This window comes from Mangrovivirga halotolerans, assembly GCF_026241165.1.
Classification (GTDB): Bacteria; Bacteroidota; Bacteroidia; order Cytophagales; family Cyclobacteriaceae; genus Mangrovivirga; species Mangrovivirga halotolerans.
Window position 1 is genome coordinate 17974 of sequence record NZ_JAPFQN010000010.1, and the last position, 23280, is coordinate 41253.

Sequence of the window (23280 nt, forward strand, 5' to 3'; positions counted from 1 at the left end):
ACGAAAGGTAGAGTCTTTGTAGTCTGTGTATCTTTCAGCCAATATCTAATTTACTAAGAAACATCAACTTACAGGAGATATTAAGCTTCTATGTTTTGGTTGTGCACTGGTTTAACAGCTGGAATTTAGTGGTATTCTATTATTGTTGTTGTTTGAATATTAGCTCCCTGCTCTAAGGTTGAAACCCAATGAAATCGATAATACCTGGGTATTCTTCATTTGGTGGTAAGCTGTTGAAAAGAATTGTACCTGATCTGATGCTAAAATTGCCTGAGTTTGGGTATTGTACCTGACTAAAGCAAGGGTTAAATTTAAAGAATCAGCCAACATTAACTCACCATGGAATCTAAATATTCAGCTATCGACCCCTCAATACAGAAGAAAATACTCCTTTATTTTAATTGCCTTTCAATTCCCAATGATATTTTGAATATACTGGCTATAAAGGATGTTTTAAAAGAACATTTACCTATTCAAAAACGCTTGAAGAAAGAGCTATCTGAAAAACTTGGTAAACGGGTAATTGAAGCAAGAAAAAAACTTCCAAATGATCAGTTTAGATCCTTATACGATCTTCAAAATTATGCTGATATATCACCCGGGTTGCTGGAAGATTTAAGTATTTTCTGGAAACCCCCATATTGTAAACCATGTAGAAATATATACCTTAAAATTGAAGAAATTGAGGATTATTCACCAGTTGATCCTCAGGATGAAAAACCTTTATTTCCAATAAAATACCGACGGGATTGCTTAAGATTACCAGGTCACGAAGATACAATCATCCAGGAAGATGAAGTTGTAGCCAGGGCAGTAGATGCGGTTGTTTTCAGAGAATATGAAGATGCGGATTATTTATTTCCCAAAACCTATAAATTAATAAATGCTGACATAAATGAACCAATATATGACAGGCGAATCCCTGGTTCTATATTGTATGCGCATCCCGGAGAAAGGCTTTGTATTCATGTTTTTAATGATCATAACCAACCGCATTCTTTTCATATTCATGGGCTTAAATACGGTCCTGACTCTGATGGTACTTATCCTTTAGGCGTTCAAAGTTCGGATGGAAGAAGATCAGATGAAATATGCCCAAAGCAGTATTGGAAATATGTATTTGATGTAACCGAAGAAATGGTTGGTTGCTGGCCTTTTCACAGCCATTACCGCAATTCATCAAAAACTATTGAACTTGGCTTGTTCGGTGGCTTGGTGGTATTGCCTAAGGGAATGAAACCACCCGAAGAAATACCGTTACCAAAAGATTATCTGGTTAATAACCGACTGGATATTGAGAAGGTATTCGGTAAGAAATTAAGCCTTGCAGAGGTTAAAAACCCGGTCTTTTATAAGCAATTCAGAGAAAATTTACATGAAAGATTTTTAGGAGACTGGGCGATACCAAAGTTTAAAGAAAAACAACATCATGTTCCGGTGTTTCTACATTTTATTTCCAGCGATAAAACATTACCATTATTTACCAGTGGAGATATGGAAGAAAATACCGGGGTGTTTGAACACATTTTTGACGCCACCGGCGATTTTGATTATTTCTGTGAATACCATCCGGGCATGACGGGTACGGTTCAGGTAGTGTCTGGAGCTCCGGCCTTCCGAACGGTTAATATTGAGGATAGCCCTGATATGGGGTTTTACCCTGAGGTGATTGATGTCGCTCCGGGAGGGACAGTAAGGTGGGAAAATCATAGTTCACAGCATCATACTGTTACTTCGGCCGAAGGGGCCAATATTCCTACCCATTGCTTAAATGGTCGGGGTTTTCTGGGAAATACTCCAACAGTGGAAGCTTTCACAGGTGAAAAAATAAGGTGGTATATATTTAATCTTGACATCAGGCACGAATGGCATAATTTTCATGTTCATAATGCGAGGTGGTCGGTTGCAGGTGAAGCAATCGATGTTAGAAGTCTTGGTCCGGCCGAATCATTTTGTTTTGAGACGGAAGTTCCTTGTGTGGTGTTGATGGATAAGAAAATTGAGGATCTTCAAGATCCTGAAAAACGACCTGAAAACGCAAAAAAATATACTTTTTATGGAGAATTCCCCTTCCATTGTCATGTACACCATCACTTTATGAATGGTATGGTGGGTATGATCAGAGCCAAACATGTATTATGGCTTACACCTTCCCTCGCTTGTGATTTAATGAGGGAAAGGGGGCTTAAGCTTTATAATGGTAAAAATGATTGTCCAAAAGTTGATCTGAAACGGTGTAAAAAACAGGGGGGAGGAACCTGGGAAGATGTACCTGGTGATCCACGCGTTGCCATGATGCATGCTTGTTTACTACCTCAAAGTTCAAAACTGTTATATTTTGGCTATGAGACACGTTACAGTCCACTGGAACATGAATATTCCTGGTTGTGGGATCCAAATGCCGGATATCATATGACTGCCAACCAGGTTGATGATATTACACCGGGAGGGTATACTCAATGGAGTTTGTGGTCTGGTGAACACACATTTCTAAATGATAATGATGGTACCATATTAATTCACGGTGGTTATCGTGATAATCTGAAAAAGGCTTATTTATTCAATAGCACGACCGAAACTTGGTCAACAACGGCACCAACACAGGAGGGAAGGTTCTATTCTACAACCATTACGCTGGCTGATGGAAAAGCAATGACATTATTTGGCTCCAACCTAGGTTTAGGAGGTGGAAATTCTACATCCATAGAAATTTATGATCCAGCTACTGGAACATGGAGTGCACCACAGCCATTTCCTATGCCGGATTTTGATGACCACCAATATTATCCCTGGACATTTCTTTTGCCAGACGGTGAGCTGTTTATCGCAGGTCCACATGTTCCTACACATCGATTTGACCCGAATAACCCTGCTGTAAATGAACAGTTTTCTACAGTTCATGGTGACCGCAGTTCATCGGGAGAGAAAGGAACAGCGGTAATGCTCACCTTACGACCTCCGGATTATGCTGTGAAGGTTGTTATTATCGGTGGAAATATTGGATCAACACCAGGCACGTCAGAGATTATAGACCTGTCGCAACCTGCACCGGCCTGGAGTTCTCCCGCTTATCTGGACCTGAATGAAGACCGGTCACAGCAGTGCCACTCGGTAATTTTACCTGATGGTAAAGTGTTCTTATGCGGTGGTATTTCAGGGGCTGATGGAGGTCCATGTGAAATACTTGATCCAAATAATCTCACCGGAGGATGGCAACGTGGTCCTGTTATGAAATATGCCAGAACCTATCATTCGGCGGCAATATTGATGGCTGATGGTAGTGTGATTGCCGGAGGTGATCCGAATGGCAGTGGAGGAGTTCCTACCCCTCATGAACAATTTAAACCATACTATTTCAATTTAATTAGGCCTGACATTGTAAATGCCCCTGCTCAGGTAGATTATGATAATGCTTTTGTCATTGATACACCGCAGGGATCCAGTATCGGTGAGGTAGTTTTGATGAAGCCTGGTGCGGTTACTCATGGGTGGAATATGACACAGAGAAGAATTGAACTGGTTATTAATAGCCAGGATGCCACTAGTGTAAATGTACAGTCACCACCGAATGGTTTTGTTGCACCTCCGGGTTGGTACCTGATATTTATTCTTGATACTGATCGCATACCTTCCGAAGGCAGATGGATAAGGCTCACAAGCTAATAATTAGAAAAGTGAATAGCCTGGATTAATAACTTTGGTAGCTACATTAATAAAGGGAATTTAAAAATTATCGTGGTTATTTATTTTCCTTTAGTTTAAGCTCCATTCCCAGTTGTTGATAAAATCCAAGGAGGTCAGCTTCTTCCCGGAGTTCAACAATCTTGTTGTTTTTAAAACGGATTATCAATATCTGACCGGCTTCGATTTGTTGACCTTTTGGGGGTACTCCTGCAAATTCATTTTGGAGAGTTCCGCGAACGGTCAAACGAGCGACTACTATATCATCTTTGGCATAAATATCCTCTATTGAATGCTTCAGGTCCGGAAATGCCTGGTTAAATCCTTTCCAAAAGGCTTTATGTTCTTCCAGGTTTATCGGTTCTGAGTTACTCGGGAAATAATATTTATAATCAGGAGCACAAACCTCATCCATGAAGTCAACGTTTTTATTATCGGCTTCTGTCAATAATTTTTCTATCAGCGAAATGTTTTTTTCTTCATTTGATTCTTCCACTACTTCTGAATTTGACTGAGTATTATGACAGCCAGCCAGAAGGATGAAGAATATAGAAATTATTAAGATTGGTCTTTTCATAATTAATTAGAATATACCTGTTTAAAATCATAAACCTAATTACACTCCGTGTATCAGGAGTTTATCAGAAGATATCTTTTGCTCACCACATAATTGTTTATAGGCTTCGAGTACCGAATTTGCATCTGTAACACTCTCTACTTCATCATTTTCATCAACATTAAGGTTGGAGCCAACGACGGAAAAGCAGACTTCCGTCACTTCTTTATTTGTAACCGGTACTGTTAAAGTATGCAGCGAATGGGCCGGTTCATAGAGGAAAGAACCCCTTTTATTTCGGTCTTTCGGGTATTCCTTGTAATACCATTCTCCGGAAACAGTAAAGGCTAATACTGGTCCGGTATGGTAATGCTTATTGACTTCTGCACCCGGCTCAAATAATATGCGGGTCACCCAAAGTCCATTAGCGAGGTCTACCATTAGTAATTTTAATTTCATACCCGGGCCGACTTCAATAAAGGGAAGGTCATTTTCTCCGATGTGCGTGGCATGTGCTAAAGCCTTTAATTTATCACCCTTTTCATAGTGATGATTCGAATGGGGATTAGCCAGGAAATCGTCATACAATTTCTGATCTGCTGCTGTTGAGAAGCGGGATATGAGAGCAAGTGCTGCTGTTCCGACAATGAATTTTCTTCTGTCCATACTATGTGGGTTATATTATTTGTGAACAGGTAATATATGGCAGAAATGAACTAACACTAATACAACTAATTGAAGCCTGGTATTTGTGAAATCTTTTTTAAGCCATTGGGATTTAGAACATTATAGAATATACTACTTTACCGATTAAATTCATAATTATTTATAATCCATTGAATTGGTTTGTTTCGTTGAGAAAATGACCTTGAATTGTAATAAGAAAGAACCTTCCTCATCCGATAAAAATTATAGACCGGAAAAAACCTGTTTTTCGAGAATGACTTAAACGCCTGACAACGAGGTTGTAATGTGTTGGGTTTAGCGCCAACTGTACCTAGACTATATTTCAATACCCCGGTTCCAATGGTTAACCCCTTTTTCAATTAGTTTTTCAGTGGTTTCTTCATCCGTCCATTGCATGATGTTTGAGTATTCAATAGATTTTGATTTCATTAAGATATCTACTGATTGCTCAATCAGGTTTTTACGTTCCGAGGCTTTTTGATTTTCTGCAAATGTTAAATGAAGAAGTTTCAGGTTGGGAATTTCTCCAACTGACATGATGTTTTTAAGTCTTAAGTTATTGTGAAGATGAATTCCTTTTAATTTTTTCAAATTAGATAAATCAGGAATTTCCTCCATTTTTGACATCCCTTCAAATTCGATTTTCTGCAGGTTTTCGAGTGAGTTTAAAAAATCAAAATCCGGTATTTGCCTCACACGGCTTAATTCTAATGATTTTAATTGCTTTAATTTAGCCACTGAGTCGAGGCTTTTATAACTTCCAAAAAGCAAATTAAGTTCTTCGAGATCATCTGAATTGGATAAAATATCCAGATTATCCATTTTAATGCCTCTGAAAGTCAGTTTTTTAAGGTTTTTTAAGTGCCGGACATTCTCCAGTCCTTTTTTCATTCCATCTACATAAAGCGACTCTAAGTCTTTAAATTCCCTGATGAATGAAAGATCAACTGATTTTGATTTCGTTTCCTCAATTCCGAAATGGGTTAGTTTGGTATTACTTAGCAGAGGAGAGTAGTCCGAAGTATTGTATGAAGCGATTGTGAATTTCCTCAGGTTAGGTATTTCTTTATAGAAGGATAAATCGGTATTATCATACCACAACACCCGCAGTCTGATATCGGGATGTTTTTCAAATAACAGGTTAAGCGTTTCCCAGGTTTTCTTTTTTGGATTTCGAAATTGATATAACTGAATGGAGTGAATATTATCTTCAGCAATAATTTTTGGAATATCAGATTTCTTTAGATCAGATAGGATATTTATGCTCCCGCTGTAATTTTTCCATTTCTCTTTTCTGGTAAATATTCCCATTTTTTTAAATATTTCTTCAAATGTATTTGCTAGTAACTAATTGCTGAAAAATAAAATATAATTCCAGTTCAAATATAATTGTCTATTACTTTAAGTAATGATATTTTTATCAGAAGTGATTTTTTTTGAATGAGGATAAACTGTTTTTTGATCAGTTGAAGGTAGTGTGTACTTGATTTATTCGATTTGAGAAGTAATGATTAAATCTTGTTTTTGGTTTTCAGCTCAATTTCAAACTTTGTTTTTAAAATACTCATTAGTTAAAGTTTGTAACCAATGGGAAAGGTTTAGGTGATACTGGAAATTGTTTTCTTTGCTTGTATGATTACTTTGATAGTGGTATTTCTTAAGATTCCAGACGTTTGATTTCTACTTCTATCGCTTCAATTAATTCATCGATTTGTATTAGAAGTCGAGCATTAAAAATTCTTAAAAGGATAATTAATCTATTTTTGTGGGTTTTGAAATAATACAGAAATTCCTGATCAGATTTTAGAAGCTCCAGATTTACAGGTTTTGCAATGAATTGGTTAGTTGCCTCATTAATCTTTAAGTATTCCTCAATTCTGGTAGGGTAGATAAAATCAATGCCATACCTGGTGTACTTGTTTATGTTTTTTTCTTCTTCGATAAAAAAATCATAATTAGAATCATAGACGCTTATTATCGCATCTCTCAATTTTTCGTTAGTAATCAGAGTAATACCATTTGCCTTTAAAGTTTCAAAAGCACTGGTTGAATGTAAAAATGAGGTATTGATTGATACGCGTCCAAGTTGATAGTAAAGCGAATCATAAGAAGTTTGATTCTCAATAGCCTCAAGGATATTTTCAGAGTATTGGATTCTTTTTTTCAGGTCATTGGCGTTGAAAATCAGGTCTTTTCGATCTTCTTCAAGTCCGGATTTTATTGATTTTAATACTTCTATTTCAGTTTTTGATTTTTTTTGATCGGCAGACCAATCATTAACACCTAGCGCAATAAGAATTCCTGCAACTACCAAAATAATCTCACCTACTGCATATAATAGATATTTTCTAATTTGATTATTACGAATTAATTTGTTTCGGATTTTTTTGAAGAAGAAAAGCACTGATGTTAGCGATTTAATTTTGTGATTATTTATATACCATTTTATGCATGGTCATTACAATATAATGAAAATTTAAACCTGTGCATTACAATCTTTTCACTATAAGATTTGTGCTATTGCCAATGCACAGGCTTTGAGTATTCAGGTGGTTTAGCACTTATTAGCAATTCAGGAAATTGGTGTGAACTTCCATAATTAGAATATTTTGAGCTTCGAACTTATAAGGTTGATGTAACTATTAAGGGGAATATAACTTCGACCGACTGGTTTGTCGAGCAGAAAAAAAATAGGCGTTTTTATTTATTAATACCCGTTAGTAAACGTTTGTAACCAACTGTAATCGGAAAGCTTTATATCCGTTTATAATCGTTTACCAATGGGTATTAGATGGGTGAGGATAGGCAATAGTACTAAATGTGAGTTTACTGTATGAAACAGGAGCATCGATACTAATCATAGCCTGGAATATTCAATCCGAGTATTATATCTCTTCTTGCTGTCCAAATTCCATTTTTCATTTCAAGCTTTACAATTCCGGAGCCTCCCCGGTTTTTCCGAGTACGGTTAATTTCTTTTGTCAGAATTGGATCGCTCTCAAAAAGAATATTGTCGATATAGTATGGCGTGGTATTTGGCTCCTTAACATAGATATGAATATGTTCAGGTTCCTGAACTTTGGGATACGCCGCAGGTCTGAAGGTGTAAAAGGTGTACTCCCCGTTTTTATTCGTCTTTAGCCATCCTCTATACTGACCATGACGTTTTTCCCATCCTATCGGATTGCTACCCGGTTTATAAATTCCATTTCTGTCAACATGATAAATATATAGAATAACATTGTCAGCCGGAGTTTTTCCGTCTTTCTTAAATACTTTTCCAGTTATTTTAATCTTAGGTGTATTTTTCTCAAAACCAGGTAATGAATCAAATTCATTAGGTTGAAAGGATAAAAGGCGATAATCAAATAATGCCTCACAGTCTTGACAGGGTCCTCCAACTTGTTTGTCTTGTGCCAGGATAATGTTGTTGAGTAGAACCATAAGAGAAATGGTGATTAAAGATGGTTTCATAATTGTTGTTGTTTGGTTATTGTTTTATTGAATTTATTTTTTGTAACAGGATTTGATCTGCCGAGTACTTTCCAGCTCCCGTAATTAAAAAGAAGAGATATACTATCAGGTATATTATTCCTTTCTCTTTAACAATGAATTCTTGATCAGCATTAAATATAAAAGCGGCAACAACCATAGTGAAAGAAAGTGGGATCACCGCGATTCTTGTGAGCAAGCCGAGGGACAGAAGAATTGAGCAAATGGCCTCAGCAAAAATAGCGAGTAATAAGCCCGTTTCAGACCCTAATCCAATGAGCTCTGGAAAGCTGCTTTGACTCTCCGAATAACTCTTTAGTTTAGGCCAGCCATGTAGGTAAACCATTAATGTGGAGATACCTGTTCTGAGCAAGAGAAGTCCTATGCCTACAATCTTATTTTCTGAAGATTTCAGAAGTATTGTTAAATACTTTTTAAACATAATATCTAGCGAAATTTAATTGTTACGAGCACGACTTATGGAGAAGAACGTGCAGTCACAAAATCTTAATTGATTTTTCTAACGCTAAATGTAATGAGCAGGAATAGAATAAGAGAGCAGTAATTTATAACCTGAGGAGTTTATCTCATAACCTGATGACTAATGCAGAATATCTTTTAAAGGCTTAGCATAGTTCCGACTAAGACGAACAGTTTTCCCGCATTTTAAGACCAAATCATAATCGCCATTACCTCGTGATTTTGAACTTACTATTTGGTCAGTATTTACAATGGTAGATTTATGTATGCGGCTAAAATTTCCAGGCAGAGATTTAATAATATTCTTGAGGCTGCCAAGTATTACATGTTTATTTTCCGGAGTGTTTACTTCTAAGTATGGGCCATCTGAAACAATCCAATATATTTTTTGAGTATCTAAAAGGGTTGTTTTACTTCCACATTTAATAGGAAAAGTTTTTAGATTACTTTTTTGGTCTTCATTTTTTATAACTTTTTGGTCAAAATAATAATAAATGAAAGAGAAGATAATGTAGAACGAAAGCCCTAAATAGAGGCGGGTCGATAGCTTTTGAGTTAATAATAGAGTTAAAGGCCAGGGTTTGTCATATACTGTAAATGAAATAAAGTAGAGTAATAGTGAGAAAACTAATAAGTGAAATAAGGTGATTACGATAATTAATAGGGGAATGGTTAGTAAAACCTTTTTTCTACTCTTATTCAACTGATATTTATTCTGCAAGCGCAAAAACAAGAAGATAAAAGGTATAAATACAAACCAAAATAACTTATACGATAAGGACTGTATTATAGAGAAATGACTGTTATTAAGAAATGACTCGATAAAATCCTGGCTAAACTCCAGAAATGCAAACAGTGTAACTGTAATTGTAAGCCAATAAAGTATTCTTTTATTTTTAGTCTGGTTCTCTGGTAGTGAGAAAAAGTTTACAGACGTTAAGGAATTAAGAATGCCTTTCATAGCAAAAATTTATAGTAATAAACTAACCTTTCTCAAAGGATACAATTTTGCACGGGGATTTTTTATGTACGCCTTATTGGCATTAGTTTATTTTTAATTCAGACTGGATATTAACCCATTTTATTTTCCATGCTTTATCCTCAGGCCTGCCAGTCGTAAAGAAAAGAAACTTATTATCAGGAGTTACATACGGGTTTCCCTGTCCAAAATCATTTATTTTATTGTTCAGTTTCCGCGTATTTATCCAATGTCCATTCCCATCATTGAAACTTATCATTAAGTCCAGTTGATCTCCAATTGAAGCAAAAATCATGTAATCTTCCTGTGGTGAAATGAATGGCGTACACTTTGCAGCCTCGGTATTCATATCAATAGGGACTCTTTCTGCTGCTTTAAACTCATTATTTATTTTCCTGGAACGATATATGTCCATTTCACTGTAATCTAAATTACCCGAGTGAAAATACAGGGTTCCGGAATTTGAAAGGGTAGGATGGGAAACTAATTTATCTCTCAAATTAGGAATATCTACATAAGTTGGTTCACTCCATTTTCCTTCGACCTTTTCAGACTTCCATATATGCCATGTTTGTGATACTTCAGATACTTCTACTGGCCTGGTTGAACTAAAATAGAGAGTGTTTCCTTCCGGTGAGAAACACATTCCATGTTCACTATAGTTACTATTGAAAAATGCCTTTCGGGGATTTGACCACTTATCATCTTCCTTTTTGATTACATAAATATCGAATTTTTCAAATGATGGATCTGATATTGTATAGTAGTATTCTTCTAAATCCGGTGAAAATATTCCTTTGTGTATTAACTTATTTTCAGGAACAATGTCATTTTTAAATTCAATTGGAATATTAGTTGGTATTTCATCAACCAGGTATTTCATTTTTCCGGATTTTTCGTTTTCACTACAACTCATAAAAACTGTAACTAAAATTATAAAAATTGGTAATCTCTTCATCTTACTAATGTCTGCGGTTTGGTTGTAGACAGTGCAACATTCTAAGCTGCTTCACTGTCCGGCCAAACAAAAGTAGATAGAACCTCTGAAAGAAGCTATACTATTGTAAGCTGTATTATATTTATTGTTGACACCCGCTTTATTAAGTAATCTGACCATTTTTTAAGTCCGATAGAAGCTGATATTTCGGCATTATCAGAGTGTTCAGCTTTTTTGGTGTAGTCTGAAGACCAAACTAACTGCCTTTTTTCATTTTCACTCAGGACTTCTATCATTTCGTTGAATCCGTTTTTCATTTTTTTATTTTCCTTATCGGCCATACTCAAATAGAGAAATGAATTTAGGATATCATTGGTTAGAAGGAAATCAGAAACATTTTTTACAATTAAGTTATCATCTCGCCAAAAGGACGTACATAACAGGGGGTTCTTCTTTTTCATTATAGTTTCTTGGAAGATGGATGATTACTTTTCTTTATTTAGTTTAATATCTTCTAAAATCCATTGTAAATTTTGATCAATTCCTTTTTTAAGCTTTTCCCAATTTGGTTTGATATGAACATCCGGATGAATCCCGTTAGAAACTGTATCTTGAAATCTGTAATACCGTTTAGAAAACTGTATTTGTAATTTTGAATTTGGTAATTGAAATGTTTCTGCATCCTGATAATCATTTGGGTTTGCCCCTGTGGGTTCTCCAATGATTTTTGCATTCAGCAATTCTTTAAAATGAGCAGTATTGCTCATTCCTGCTGAGTAAGTTGTTCTTCCAGTTATTACGTAAACCCCTTTTTGCCAGTCAATTTGATCTATAAACGATAATATCTTGACCAGTTCTAAGCCTACATAAAAATCACCCCCGCCATTATCCCTGACATCAATAATGATATTTTTGATATCTCTTTGAATAATATCTCTCGATATTGCAACAGCAAATCGCTTCATTTTCAATGAATTGGGATAACCTGCAAAATATATATAAGCTGTTTTGAGTTCCTCTTTTGGCTGATACCATAAATAGGATGTTCCGATCAATGAGTTTTCAAATTGGAAAGGGCTTTCTAACACGATAGATTTTCCTAGCGAGCTAAGATATTCTGTATTTGGAAGAGCATCTAATTCCACAATTTTTTGAGTGCCATCTTCTAACAAAAACTCAAAGCTGGCTTTGTATTTAAGTTTTGCGATCCCCAGGCATTTCAAGATCCTGGAATATTTCAGATATCTTGCCAATCTTTCTCTTTCGGAATGCCAATTGTCTGCACATTGAATTACTAGAAGTACTTCGCTGGTGATCTCATAGAGCGGAGTGTTGTCTATACTAATTAGTTTAGCACCCAAAAGTTCCGGATGCTGTTTCGGAGCTTTTAATACCCTTATTTCATTGTCACTAAAAACAAAAAAATCCAAAGGATAAGAGTCATAAAATTCTGATTGTGCCCATATACCCGTATGACTATCATCTAACGATCTTATTATTTTTGAAAGGCGTATAAAAATTTCATCATCAGAAAGATTGGGTAGTTCTTTTATTAAACTATTTACTTTTTGCCGGACTATATTTTTTGGTGTACTGTGATAAAGATTTATATGTTTTGTTTCCAGAGTATTAAAAAGGTATTCAATATCATCTTCCCAATTTGCAATCGTCATTTTTGGCGGCAACTCCTTTTTTTCCTGACAGCCCAAAAATGCGAATAGGATTAATATCGATGACAAAGCTTTAATTCCGTTAAATATTTTCATCAGCGGTCGATTAGAAATAAAATGTAATCAAGGCATTAGGTAAATAGACAATCGTGATAGCGAGAATGATGCTAAGAAAAATAATACTTAAATTTATTCTTTTCGTTTGGAGAAAACGTAAGCTTAACACGATTAAAGATACTATTGATATACTCAGGAGAATATACTTAGGAAACCCATCAATGCTTTTGACTATATAAAAAGTCTCATTTAAGTATATTTCTAATAATGCTGATAAACTAAATATCAATAAAAAATGGTATGCCTTTTTTGATTTGAATAGAGTGAAAATCCCTGCCAAAAAAAGTAAGGAATAAATTATCCAGGTACTTAAATATAGCAATATAGAATAATCAATATATCTTTCGCTAAGCTCAAAATTAGTAGAAGGAAGAACTATCTTTCTATATTCTATAAATCCTAAAATGAGAAAAATTAGAACCAGCACACCTCCATAAACTTTGAATAGGTGATCTTTTTTTGTGGTCTGAATCATCATATTTTTCTTTGTTTACAACGTCAAGACTATTTGTCCGCTGAAACCTACAGCTGCAAAAAACGCATAACTTATCCCGAAAGATAGTAGCTACAACTGAAAAACAAAATGGTGGCCACAGCTTTTGATTTTTGTAGTTTTTATTAATTAAGGATTCTGATTTTAAATCGATGTTTATCATCTTTTTCAGATGATATTTCTATTCTAGTGAGACTTTCATTATTGATTAGATTCATTCCGAAAACACTTCCAATAGAATTAGTATAATTATTAGATGAGTCAGAATACTTTAAAATGGTAATACATAACTCAGGCTCTTTAAAAGTTTTTGAAACTAGATATTTCAATGGAGATTGTTTATAGACTAATTCTGCTGATTCGCTTTCAGAAGACTGAATTTCAATTGATTTTTTTTCAAATCCGCATCCGAATTTCAAACTGTCAATATCGAATTCAGTTTTGTTTTCAATTTTAAGGTCGAATGTTTTTTCATCTGAACAACTGAGTACAGTTATTAGTATAATGCCGATAGATATGAGTTTCTTAATCATTCTTTTGGGTTGATGCAGGTTTAAATTACACAGAACGAAGTAATAAGCGCGACGCTATTGGTCTTATTCCTTATATAGTGTTATGCTAGTATGTTGATAAATCTTTTGCTAAAATCTGACAATAGCTTATTTAAGCCCAGATTCAAACTTCCTTTTTATAAGCACCCTTTAGTAAACGTTTGTCATCGGATAATGATCTATTGGGTAGAAAGAAAGAAAAGAACTAAGTCAAGCGTTTTACTAATTGCAAGGCGTATCAGTGGAAAGTTATTTGTAAACTCTTCTCCAGAACCCAATAAATCAATATCAGTTTTAGGTAATCATGGTAAAAAACAAAAGAGGCAGCTTGTTTGCTGCCTCTTTTATTTTAATCTAACGATACACTTTGGGTATTATCGTCAGGAATTCTGTCTATCAATTTATTTAACGGGTCTATACCGGCTTTAACTGGTTTTTCTTTTACTATGATTTCAATAGTATGCTCACCCGCTGCAAGCTTATGTTTTTTCAAGTACAATGGAACTGTTTTGGTTCTTCCATTTTCATCTGTTTCATCTGCAGCAAATACACCAACATCAATATAGTCGGCTTCATAATTGGCCGCTGTTTCCATACCCAGACTATCTGCATACAATTTAGAAGAAGAAACATTCAACGTTACTTTATAAGTGCTGTCAGCCAGTAATTCAGCTGTCGCTTCATTTGTTTTATTTTCGTATAAAGTAATTTTATTCCAGGTATCATCTAAATAATACTGTAGGCTATCCGGGGTGTGTTTCTTTAAATATCTGAATAGATCTGAACTGCCCGGATAAGGAGGTTCTTCTCTCAGCGCGAATTCATCTCTAAACTCTTTCAGCGCACTATCAATAGCTTCAGGACCGATCAAATCTCTCAAACCATACAATATCAAACTTCCTTTCTTATACCACTGGTAAGACCTGTTGCAATTGATAAAGGTGTTTTCCTTTTTACTTTCACCGGATCTGCCTCTTAAGTAGTCGTCTAACTCATCTTTTAGAAAGCGCTTCATATTGTCTTTACCATATTTTCGCTCGGTAAGTACTAACGCCGAATATTCAGCTAACGCCTCAGAAATTAAGTTGGATCCCCTGGTGTAATTAGGTGTGATCTGATGCCCCCACCATTGATGCGCCAATTCATGAGCAGTGACATAGTAAGTATAATCAAAGCTGTTCGGATCATCGAAATCTGCCAGCCATCCAAAACTCTCTGAGAATGGAACGGTGTTAGGAAATGATTGTGCAAAACCTGCATATCGAGGAAACTCGAGTAATCTCATTTGTCTGAACTGAAAATTACCATAAGTTTCTGAGAAATAGGTTAATCCATCTTTATAGGCAGCCTTGAATCGATCAAGATTATAGTCGTGCTTATCGTGGTAATAAATTTCTATTGCTACTTTCTGACCATCAGGTAAGGTAGCTTCATCTTTATGAACCTCATAATCGGCAGAAACAATATTGAAAAATGCCTGGATTGGGGTATCCTGAATATAATGGAAATACCTTCGATCGCCTTCTGTCCATTCTTTCTGAATATATCCAGGGGCAATAGCAATTTGATCCGAAGATGTACTGACTGTTGCTTCGAAACTAATTAAATCAGCCTCATCGGCAAATAGGAGTGTTCTTCTGCCATACGGATCATCATGAGGCGGTAACTCATAGTCTTTTTCCGGCAGGTCGTATTCTCTTCTTTTTTCATCACTACTAATTTCTCCCCGACTGTTATAGCCTATTTCCGGTAGTCCGCCACCGATAAAAGTACCATTATAAACTATCTCCCTGCTAAATCCACTATTAGCAAAACCTTTGTTCACAATAGAACTTTTTATTTGCATTTGAATGGTATCGCCGGGTTGTAAGGTGAAAGGCATTTTATATATTTTATACCATTCGTTTTCTTTTCCTTTACCGAAAATCTGGAATTTTGGTGCTTTATAGTTTAAAGGGAATCTATAATTCAATTCTTTGCCTTCAAAAATTAAATCAAAAGAAGACAATGAGCTTCCGGCAAGGTGAAGAGAATCAATAGGGGAGTCTGTTTTATTGACCATCGTAACCTGTGCATCAAAATATGCTGCTCTTTTCTTCGGGAACAGATCAGCGGCTAATTTGATATCGATAATTTTCGGTTGAGGCATAAACTCATATTGCTTGAGCTGTTTCTCATAATGAGCTTGTCTTTCCAGGCTTTCATCGTTTGTTAAATAAGTGTTTACATACACAACATTGTTGTATATATAAGCGCCAACAACCAGGGCTAAAATGAATGAGAAATAACTAACAACAGTCCACTTACTGAAGAGTCTGCTCTTTGCATTCTGTATTCTCTTTTTAAAATTATTTTCTGTTCCCCTGCTGTAGAAAATAGAAAAGAATAAGACTAGAGAGATGCCGAAAAGGGTCCAGTAGATATTGAACCAGAAAAGTGGTTCACCAAAATGGCCTAATCCATTCATCTCAGACCACCTGTAATTTGGTTTGTATGAGTAGAAAAACAGGTTGAAATCGTAATTAGCGAATTGTCTCAATACGATAAAAATCAACCATATACCAATACTTGTTGCATGCCCGGCAAATTTATTATTGACTAACAGGTGAACTGCAAATACCAGCATAATCATTTGAAGATAGTCCGGGAAAGTAATGAGATAACAGTCTATAAGGTAAGTCGATAAGTGATATTCATGATATCCTTTAAGCGTTTGTACAGCAAGCCCGACCAGGATAGGTAAAGTGGCTAATATTAGTGCTACGAATGACATCCCCAGGAATTTAGACCCGATAATAACACCGTCTTTTACCGGGAAGGTATCATTAATTTTACTGTAGCCTGTCGTTTTATCCCGATGAAGAGTTTCTCCTGTAAAGAATACCAGAATGATAAAGACAAATATATTATAATCAAAGCCTTTGTATTCCATTAAAACGGAAGTAACCGGATGCGAAGGCACACTGTACAGGGTTTGTCCGATCCAAAAGTCAATAACCAGGAACACTAACCCTCCCAATAGAATTGATCTGAAATATACATCCTTCAATATATTTTGAACTTCTATTTTACTGAGCGTAATCAGACTGTTCCAGTGGTAATTGCCTTTAAAGCTCACACCTACTAAACGCTCTTTAAGGGCGGTAAATTTAGAAGCTTCTTTTTGCTTTGATTTTTTTTGTTTCGTTTGAAAGAAATAAGCAAAACTGAACCTGAAGTAAGCGGCTACAAAAAACAAGATTCCAACACCCGTCCACAGTAATCTGTTAGCTAATAAATTGCCTTTAACGGCTAAAAGGAAGTTGTTTTGTTCATAAGCTGTCAGGTACCTGGTCTGGTAATTAAATGAGTTAAGTCCGAAGGGATCTAGTATCTGGACCAGGTCTTTGTTTTCTATATCCTGTGATAAAAAATTTGCTAACAAATAGACTATAAAGACAATTATACCGCCTGAATAGATTGATTTAATGTTTCTTGTGAAAACGATCAAAGCAAAGAATAATGTTCCTGATAACCAGAGGTTAGGAAGCATCATAGTGAAATAAGGCTGGAAATAATTAATAAAGGTATTGGGGCCAAATCTAGCGGCCTCAGTCCAGCCTGTAGCCGGGCCAATTATGCTTCCCAGGTATATACCTGCTGCCACACCTAACGAAATGAAAATCAGGGTGACAAAAGACCCCCAGAAGCGACCCATAAAATAAGCACTTTCAGAAATCGGATAGCTAAACATAAAGGTGCCGGTTTTATGCTCTAAGTCCCTGTATAACGGAACTCCCATTACTGCAGAAGCTAAAAAGATAGCAAACAGGGAAATAAGCAATTGTAATTCGGCAATCATTACCGGTGCATTGTGAAACACTTTTTCAGAAGCCGGAGTGTTTCCGGAGGCGATCAATAAAAATGCAACAAATGCTAAAAGACTAAAATAAATATAAGTAGCAGGTCTGGTGAACCTGTACTTTAGTTCAAAGGTGAAAATATTCCAGAACATGAGTTTAAAGTTTTGGTTCGTTTAAAGAGTAATCGGATCTACTTTCTTAGAAATCTGGCTGAAGTAAACATCTTCCAAATCAGCTTTGGCAGGTTCAAATCCATTTTCAGGATTTTGTTCACTTTCTACTCTTAAACTAAGCTTTCCTTCAATTAATTTTGTGGAAATCACATTGTAGGTAGATTTGTATTCATTAAGCTCATCTTTCTGAATGGCTTTCTTATAAATTCTACCCTCTAAACTTTCAATTCCTTCTTTCGGCTTACCTTGCATCAATACCTCTCCTTCACAAATTATGGCCATATTGGAACATAGAGTGGTTACATCCTCAACAATATGTGTCGATAAAATAACAATTGTATTTTCTCCGATTTCACTCAATAAGTTGTAAAATCTGTTTCTTTCCGATGGGTCCAGTCCGGCTGTAGGTTCATCAACAATAATAAGAGAAGGATCACCTACCAGAGCCTGGGCAATACCAAATCTTTGGCGCATTCCGCCGGAATATGTACCAAGACCTTTTTTACGATGACTATAAAGGTTGACCTTGTTTAGTAAACTTTCAACGAGGTATTTTCTATCTGATTTATTTCCAACCCCTTTCATTTGAGCAATGTGGTCTAGCATCACTTCAGCATTAATTCTGGGATATAAACCAAAGTCTTGCGGCAGATAGCCCAGTTTCTCTCTAATTTCCTGTTTGTTTTTCGAAACATCCAGGTCATCTAATGTAATGGTTCCGGTATCAGCATCCTGTAAAGTGGCGATAGTTCTCATTAATGAAGATTTACCGGCTCCATTGGGTCCTAAGAGACCAAACATTCCGGTTCCAATTTCAAGTGAAACGTTATTCAGTGCTTTGACACCGTTAGGGTAGGTTTTAGATAGGTTGTTGATAGTTAATTTGCTCATTGTTTATTCTTTTGAAAATTAAATACTTATGGTTGTTGTTTGTGTTGATTAATTATGATTTAACGATAAGTAGCATCGTTTATTATTCTTGAAGTTCATATAAAAGCAATGTTGTATTGGTTATTCCTAAATTCCTTAAAAATCGAAAGTAGCTTAATAAAATACAATCTCAAACTTTTTTAATCATAAATACTGGCATGCAGGCGGTTGCTAACGGTTACGAGTGGTAGTTGTAGTAATGAAGATTAGTGAAGATTGATAATGCTATTTACAGGGATGGCAGAATATTCGATGATTGGAATACTATGCCTTAATTATAATAAGTTGTGATAAAAGATTATTGGAGTAGGGGAGTAAAATAGCTGTTTTCTTCTCAAATTCAGATTCTTCTCTTATTTGAGATCGTTTACAAATGGTCATTTTAAAGATGGCCAAAGGTTTGCGGTTTTGCTAAATGTGAATTTTCTGTAAGCCACATGGTATCCATTAGACAATAGGGTGAAATCATCTCTTTATATTTGATAATACTTAATTTCTAAAGATTTTCACTCATACAATCGATTCTCTTATTTCGAGTTAGCTACCGTTTTAGCCTGCCTTTTGATCAGGATGTCAAGGCGCCTCTTATTTTCCTGTTGTAATAAGGATGGATATAAATTCATTATAATATTGACAATCATTATCGAAGGACCATATAAGTAATTTTTCGTAACACTCATGTATATGGCAATAATAGTTACGAATACAAATCCGATCAGGTGACTTATTTCTGCAATTGTCATTTCTTTTCGTATTTCAATCAAATCGGTATTTTTATTTTCCAACTTGATTTTTTGATTGAAGAATTTGAAAAAGGTATTCTTTACAATCCATTTGAATTGGTTAATGCCAATTGTCTTATTTAGTTTTCTATTCTTAATGAAATTCAGGTTAGATATTTTTTCATAGTACTCGGTCTTCATCAGTATGTTATTAAAAATCATTCCGACGATCCAGGAAATAAATGATATGGAAATTCCGAAGGTGAAATATTTAATCATAAATGGTTTAATTGTAGCCGTTTAAATAAGAAAGGCAACTTCCCTGTTTAGTTGATATAAATGTTGATAAACCTTAATTAAAAATTTAAAATAGTTCTTTACGAGTTATAATGCAATTTCTTTTAAGTAATATCCAATTTGGTAGTTTTCATTAAGATAAAAAGAAAGAATAAAAATAGATCACCGATTAAATTCACTTGATAATAGAAAAAGGAGGTCTTATGAATTTTGATAAAACGCTCTTAAATGTTTATCAATTATTGAGTTAACAATTTGAGGTTCTTCAACCGGTGACATATGGGCTGCCCGTGGAATTACTTCCAGTTTTGAATTCCTGATGTTTCTATGTAAAATCTCGGCTTTTTGATGATCTGTTAACTGGTCTTCTTCTCCTACCAGTATCGTGGTCGGCTGATTGATCAGTTTTAGTTTACCGGTTATTCCTTTTCTATATAATACTCCCTTTACCGCTTTTACTATTCCTTTCCGGTCGTTTGTCTTAAAGTAGTTTGAATATAATTCCCGGGTTGATTCCCTTTCCGGATCATGTAAAAATGACTTTCCGAAAAACATTTTCATTACCCTGCCTGCGATGGGTGCCAGTCCGATATATTTTGCGACAAATAGCATCGCCTTATTTCTGATCATACCACTTTTGGGCTCGGGTTCTGAAGAGGTGTCTATCAGGATCAATGATTTGATGAGTTCGGGGTATTTTATGGCTGCTCTCAACGCGACCATGCCTCCCATAGAAAATCCAATAAAATGGCAATTGCCGATATTTAACTCTTGGACAAGGCCGGCAAAATCTTCGGTGAGGGTATTGAGATCATATCCGTTATCTGTTGATTCGCTCTTGCCGTGTCCTCTGAAATCAAAACGGATACAGGTGTACTTGCTTTTTAAATATTCCACCTGGCTGTCAAACATCCGCAGATTGAACAATAAGCTGTGCCCGAAAACCAACGTCTCCTTTTCATTTCCTTCCTGTTCATAATACAGGGTTGTTCCGTTTACTGATATATCAGGCATATTACGGGGTTTTATAAAGGAGGTGAGTTCACAACGTCAAAGAAGTAAGAGGTAACCTTTGACTGACTCTAAGTAATTTACTTGAAAGGGATTGAATTGTCAATACTGTCTATTTACTGAGTTAGTCAAAGGTATACCAGCTGTATAATTTTAGTTATTTACTGCGAAGATTTATTGTAGAGCTTTTTTAGGTCTTTTTCCAGGTCACCTGAATATTTGAAATAATCCGGTTTAAAAAGGATTGAATTGAAATACAAATGACTCAACGCATCTGTTTTGTCTTTTTCAGCAAGTGCAGAAAGGTGACTGTTCAGAACTAAGTAAAATTTGCCCAGGTGTTGTTTTTTGTAGGACTCAGTTTTGTCGTATCCAATATAGTCGAAGTCTTCAAAATCAAATGAAATGTATTCGTAATAAGCCTTTCCGTTAAATGAAGGGAGTTTGCTTTCAAATTGTAGTAGCTTATCATAATTCTTCATCATGTTAAGGACTCTGAATCTTTCTGTCAATGAGTTAGAAATCGAGAAAAAGAAAATTGCTTTTTCAGTATCATTTTCTAATCCATATTCCTCCAGGTTGAAGTTATTTTTACTTAGATTTTTGTTGTTAAACATTTTAGCAATCCCACTATGAATTCGATAGTAGTAATTGATCAACAACCAACGACTGTCTATTTCTTTTTCTAATATTTCTCTTGCAACCTCGGCATTTGGGCGTGGATTGGAATTTTCTTTTTGGTTATTGTAATGTATCTCTCTTATTACATACCAGTATTTTAATTCCTGTTCAGAAGGCTTTGAGAGAAACTCTTTAGTCAGGAGCTTTTTATCAGCTTCTCCGACTGCGATTAGCGCGTCAATAATATGATTAAGCCCAGGCGTTCTTAATTCTTCAACTGCTTTTTTGAAATCATCTCCAGAGGCCATAACGTTTCCTGAATAGATCTCGCCCAGCTTTACAAGGTTGTCAAAATCAGGGTTGTCATCCTGCCCATTTGAGATGAAAGTAATTGTGAAGAGAAGTATGCTAAAAATTTGTTTCATAGGAATTTTAAAAAAAAGTAGAATATTAATTCATATTTGATTTCTCTCATTGAGAGGTTGTTACTGATTCACCTGCTATATTTTTCAATTAAATTTTTTTCTGATCGATACCAGCCGTTAAACTGATGAAAATATCCATTGTTAAAATTTGTATCAATTCCCCGTCTGTATGATAAATCAAAATACAACTATGTGATAACTCTAATTCTGTGATTGTCTTTCATTTATAAGTTAATAATTATCTGCCAGATCTATGATGATGCGTTCATATGTCAGGACTTAAAAATCTAAAAATCGCTATTACCGGTTAAATAGCAAACTTTTTCTTCCGGTTTATACTAACTATTAAAAGTTTGTAACCGATGTTAATAGAATATTTCAGTGTAAAAATTAAGATCACTTTATTCTTAATTCAATAGTTTCTTTACAATTAATGATCTCTTTTTTCAAGGTATTCATCAATCATGTTCTTATTAGCTTTAATGTCTGCCATGGCCATGTCTATCTCATAAAGGTTGCCGTATTTGATCTCTTTGGAATAATCGAGCAGTCTCTGGAAGTCAGGGTCGTTGTTCAGGCTTTTATAATTCTTCGGGTGGTATAATTTAAAAGGAGAATGATTTCCACTACTGGTGTCAAATTTTATTTCTTTAAAATATTCGAGGTACCGGGTGTTTAAATATTCATAGGTAGCTTTTTCAGCTGTTTCCTCGCGCTCTTTTAAAAAGGTTAGTTGAGTTTCATAAAGGTTTGTGATCGATCTTCGAATAGAATCTTCACTAATGATTTGAAAGCCAATGCTTGAGAGATTTTTATATCCACTTTTCTTCAGGGTATAAGTTGGATTGAAAGTAACCCTTCCAAAACGACGTAGCAGCGTATCTGTCAAAGGATCATTCGATTCAATAGCCATTTCAATGATCTGAATATTTTTAATTCCACTTTCATTCAACCGGATATCATTCTCTAGCGAAACAATATCTTCACCAAGGTTTTGAGAGATTTCCCTGAGTATTTTTATTTGCAGCTTAGCTTCTTTCTTTTCTTCGTTCCAATTATTAATGGCTACAGCTATCAGGATTCCGATGACGACAAGAAAAATTTCTCCGATGGCATAAAGCAGGTATTTTTTGAATTTACTTTCAGACAGAAGGCTGTATCGAATTTTCCTGAAGAATTTTATCATTGGTATTAATTGATGAAGAAGATTTATGTTGATTTATGAATTAGCATAGGTTAATAAGAAACTACTTTCGAAAATATAATATATTTTATTCACCAACTAATATTTATTTGTATCGATCGTGATTTTTGATCGATTTGATGTGATGCCAATTTTTGTCTCACCTGTATCTTGATTAAACATTTACCATGCTTTTTTTAGAAGAAGGGTATTTGTTTATCTGACTCTATCAATTGAAAAATATCACTTTTTAAAATGCATTTTTGCTCTTATGCATAGCCAGCTTTCCTGATTACGCCCTTATCCTTTTTCAAATTTTATTGTAATCTCCTGATGAATGATTGATGTAGTTAAAAGTCTTATTAAATTAATTTAAAGCTGATTTTTACATTTTTCATATTATTGAAAACAATATTTGGTTTTCAATTGATGT

Annotated in this window: 18 protein-coding genes; 1 reads left to right on the forward strand and 17 read right to left on the reverse strand. The window is 35.1% G+C overall.

Annotation, left to right across the window (positions count from 1 at the left end; translation table 11 throughout):
* Positions 1 to 339: 339 nt before the first annotated feature.
* Positions 340 to 3663, forward strand: a complete 3324-nt coding sequence (locus tag OO013_RS16255) for a galactose oxidase-like domain-containing protein (protein ID WP_266058012.1) — start codon at positions 340 to 342, stop codon at positions 3661 to 3663.
* A 76-nt stretch (positions 3664 to 3739) separates the two neighbouring features.
* Here the strand turns inward: OO013_RS16255 and OO013_RS16260 are convergent, their stop codons facing one another.
* From OO013_RS16260 to OO013_RS16340, 17 genes are all read right to left on the reverse strand, one after another.
* Positions 3740 to 4258 carry an ester cyclase gene (locus tag OO013_RS16260; RefSeq protein ID WP_266058013.1) on the reverse strand — a complete coding sequence of 173 codons (519 nt, stop codon included), beginning with the start codon at positions 4256 to 4258 and terminating at the stop codon, positions 3740 to 3742.
* Positions 4259 to 4297: 39 nt separating this feature from the next.
* Positions 4298 to 4903, reverse strand: a complete 606-nt coding sequence (locus OO013_RS16265; RefSeq protein ID WP_266058016.1) for a 2,4'-dihydroxyacetophenone dioxygenase family protein — start codon at positions 4901 to 4903, stop codon at positions 4298 to 4300.
* Between the two features lie 336 nt (positions 4904 to 5239).
* A complete protein-coding gene (locus OO013_RS16270; protein WP_266058017.1) occupies positions 5240 to 6235 on the reverse strand; it encodes a leucine-rich repeat domain-containing protein in 996 nt (331 codons plus the stop codon).
* 346 nt (positions 6236 to 6581) lie between these two features.
* Entirely contained in the window at positions 6582 to 7328 is a 747-nt protein-coding gene (locus OO013_RS16275) for a DUF6090 family protein (protein ID WP_266058018.1), read from the reverse strand.
* Between the two features lie 449 nt (positions 7329 to 7777).
* A complete protein-coding gene (locus OO013_RS16280) occupies positions 7778 to 8398 on the reverse strand; it encodes a dioxygenase family protein (protein WP_266058019.1) in 621 nt (206 codons plus the stop codon).
* A 16-nt stretch (positions 8399 to 8414) separates the two neighbouring features.
* Entirely contained in the window at positions 8415 to 8858 is a 444-nt protein-coding gene (locus OO013_RS16285; protein ID WP_266058020.1) for a DoxX family protein, read from the reverse strand.
* 159 nt (positions 8859 to 9017) lie between these two features.
* Complete coding sequence (locus tag OO013_RS16290; RefSeq protein WP_266058022.1) at positions 9018 to 9857, reverse strand: LytR/AlgR family response regulator transcription factor; 840 nt, start codon at positions 9855 to 9857, stop codon at positions 9018 to 9020.
* A gap of 82 nt (positions 9858 to 9939) precedes the next feature.
* Positions 9940 to 10833 (reverse strand): TolB-like translocation protein, encoded by an 894-nt coding sequence (locus tag OO013_RS16295; protein ID WP_266058023.1) that lies wholly within the window; start codon positions 10831 to 10833, stop codon positions 9940 to 9942.
* Positions 10834 to 10928: 95 nt separating this feature from the next.
* The gene (locus OO013_RS16300; RefSeq protein WP_266058025.1) at positions 10929 to 11273 is read right to left on the reverse strand and encodes a hypothetical protein; all 345 of its coding nucleotides are present in this window, start codon (positions 11271 to 11273) and stop codon (positions 10929 to 10931) included.
* Between the two features lie 24 nt (positions 11274 to 11297).
* Positions 11298 to 12578: a S41 family peptidase gene (locus tag OO013_RS16305; RefSeq protein WP_266058026.1), complete on the reverse strand. Its 1281-nt coding sequence runs from the start codon at positions 12576 to 12578 to the stop codon at positions 11298 to 11300.
* A 639-nt stretch (positions 12579 to 13217) separates the two neighbouring features.
* Entirely contained in the window at positions 13218 to 13625 is a 408-nt protein-coding gene (locus OO013_RS16310; protein WP_266058027.1) for a hypothetical protein, read from the reverse strand.
* Positions 13626 to 13992: 367 nt separating this feature from the next.
* Positions 13993 to 17637 (reverse strand): ABC transporter permease/M1 family aminopeptidase, encoded by a 3645-nt coding sequence (locus tag OO013_RS16315; protein ID WP_266058028.1) that lies wholly within the window; start codon positions 17635 to 17637, stop codon positions 13993 to 13995.
* Positions 17638 to 17658: 21 nt separating this feature from the next.
* The gene (locus tag OO013_RS16320) at positions 17659 to 18549 is read right to left on the reverse strand and encodes an ABC transporter ATP-binding protein (protein WP_266058029.1); all 891 of its coding nucleotides are present in this window, start codon (positions 18547 to 18549) and stop codon (positions 17659 to 17661) included.
* Between the two features lie 566 nt (positions 18550 to 19115).
* Positions 19116 to 19589 carry a glycosyl-4,4'-diaponeurosporenoate acyltransferase CrtO family protein gene (locus OO013_RS16325; protein ID WP_266058030.1) on the reverse strand — a complete coding sequence of 158 codons (474 nt, stop codon included), beginning with the start codon at positions 19587 to 19589 and terminating at the stop codon, positions 19116 to 19118.
* 219 nt (positions 19590 to 19808) lie between these two features.
* Positions 19809 to 20621, reverse strand: coding sequence for an alpha/beta fold hydrolase (locus tag OO013_RS16330; RefSeq protein WP_266058031.1), 813 nt, complete (start codon positions 20619 to 20621; stop codon positions 19809 to 19811).
* A gap of 158 nt (positions 20622 to 20779) precedes the next feature.
* The gene (locus OO013_RS16335) at positions 20780 to 21664 is read right to left on the reverse strand and encodes a hypothetical protein (RefSeq protein ID WP_266058032.1); all 885 of its coding nucleotides are present in this window, start codon (positions 21662 to 21664) and stop codon (positions 20780 to 20782) included.
* Positions 21665 to 22094: 430 nt separating this feature from the next.
* Positions 22095 to 22850, reverse strand: a complete 756-nt coding sequence (locus tag OO013_RS16340) for a DUF6090 family protein (protein WP_266058033.1) — start codon at positions 22848 to 22850, stop codon at positions 22095 to 22097.
* Positions 22851 to 23280 lie beyond the last annotated feature (430 nt).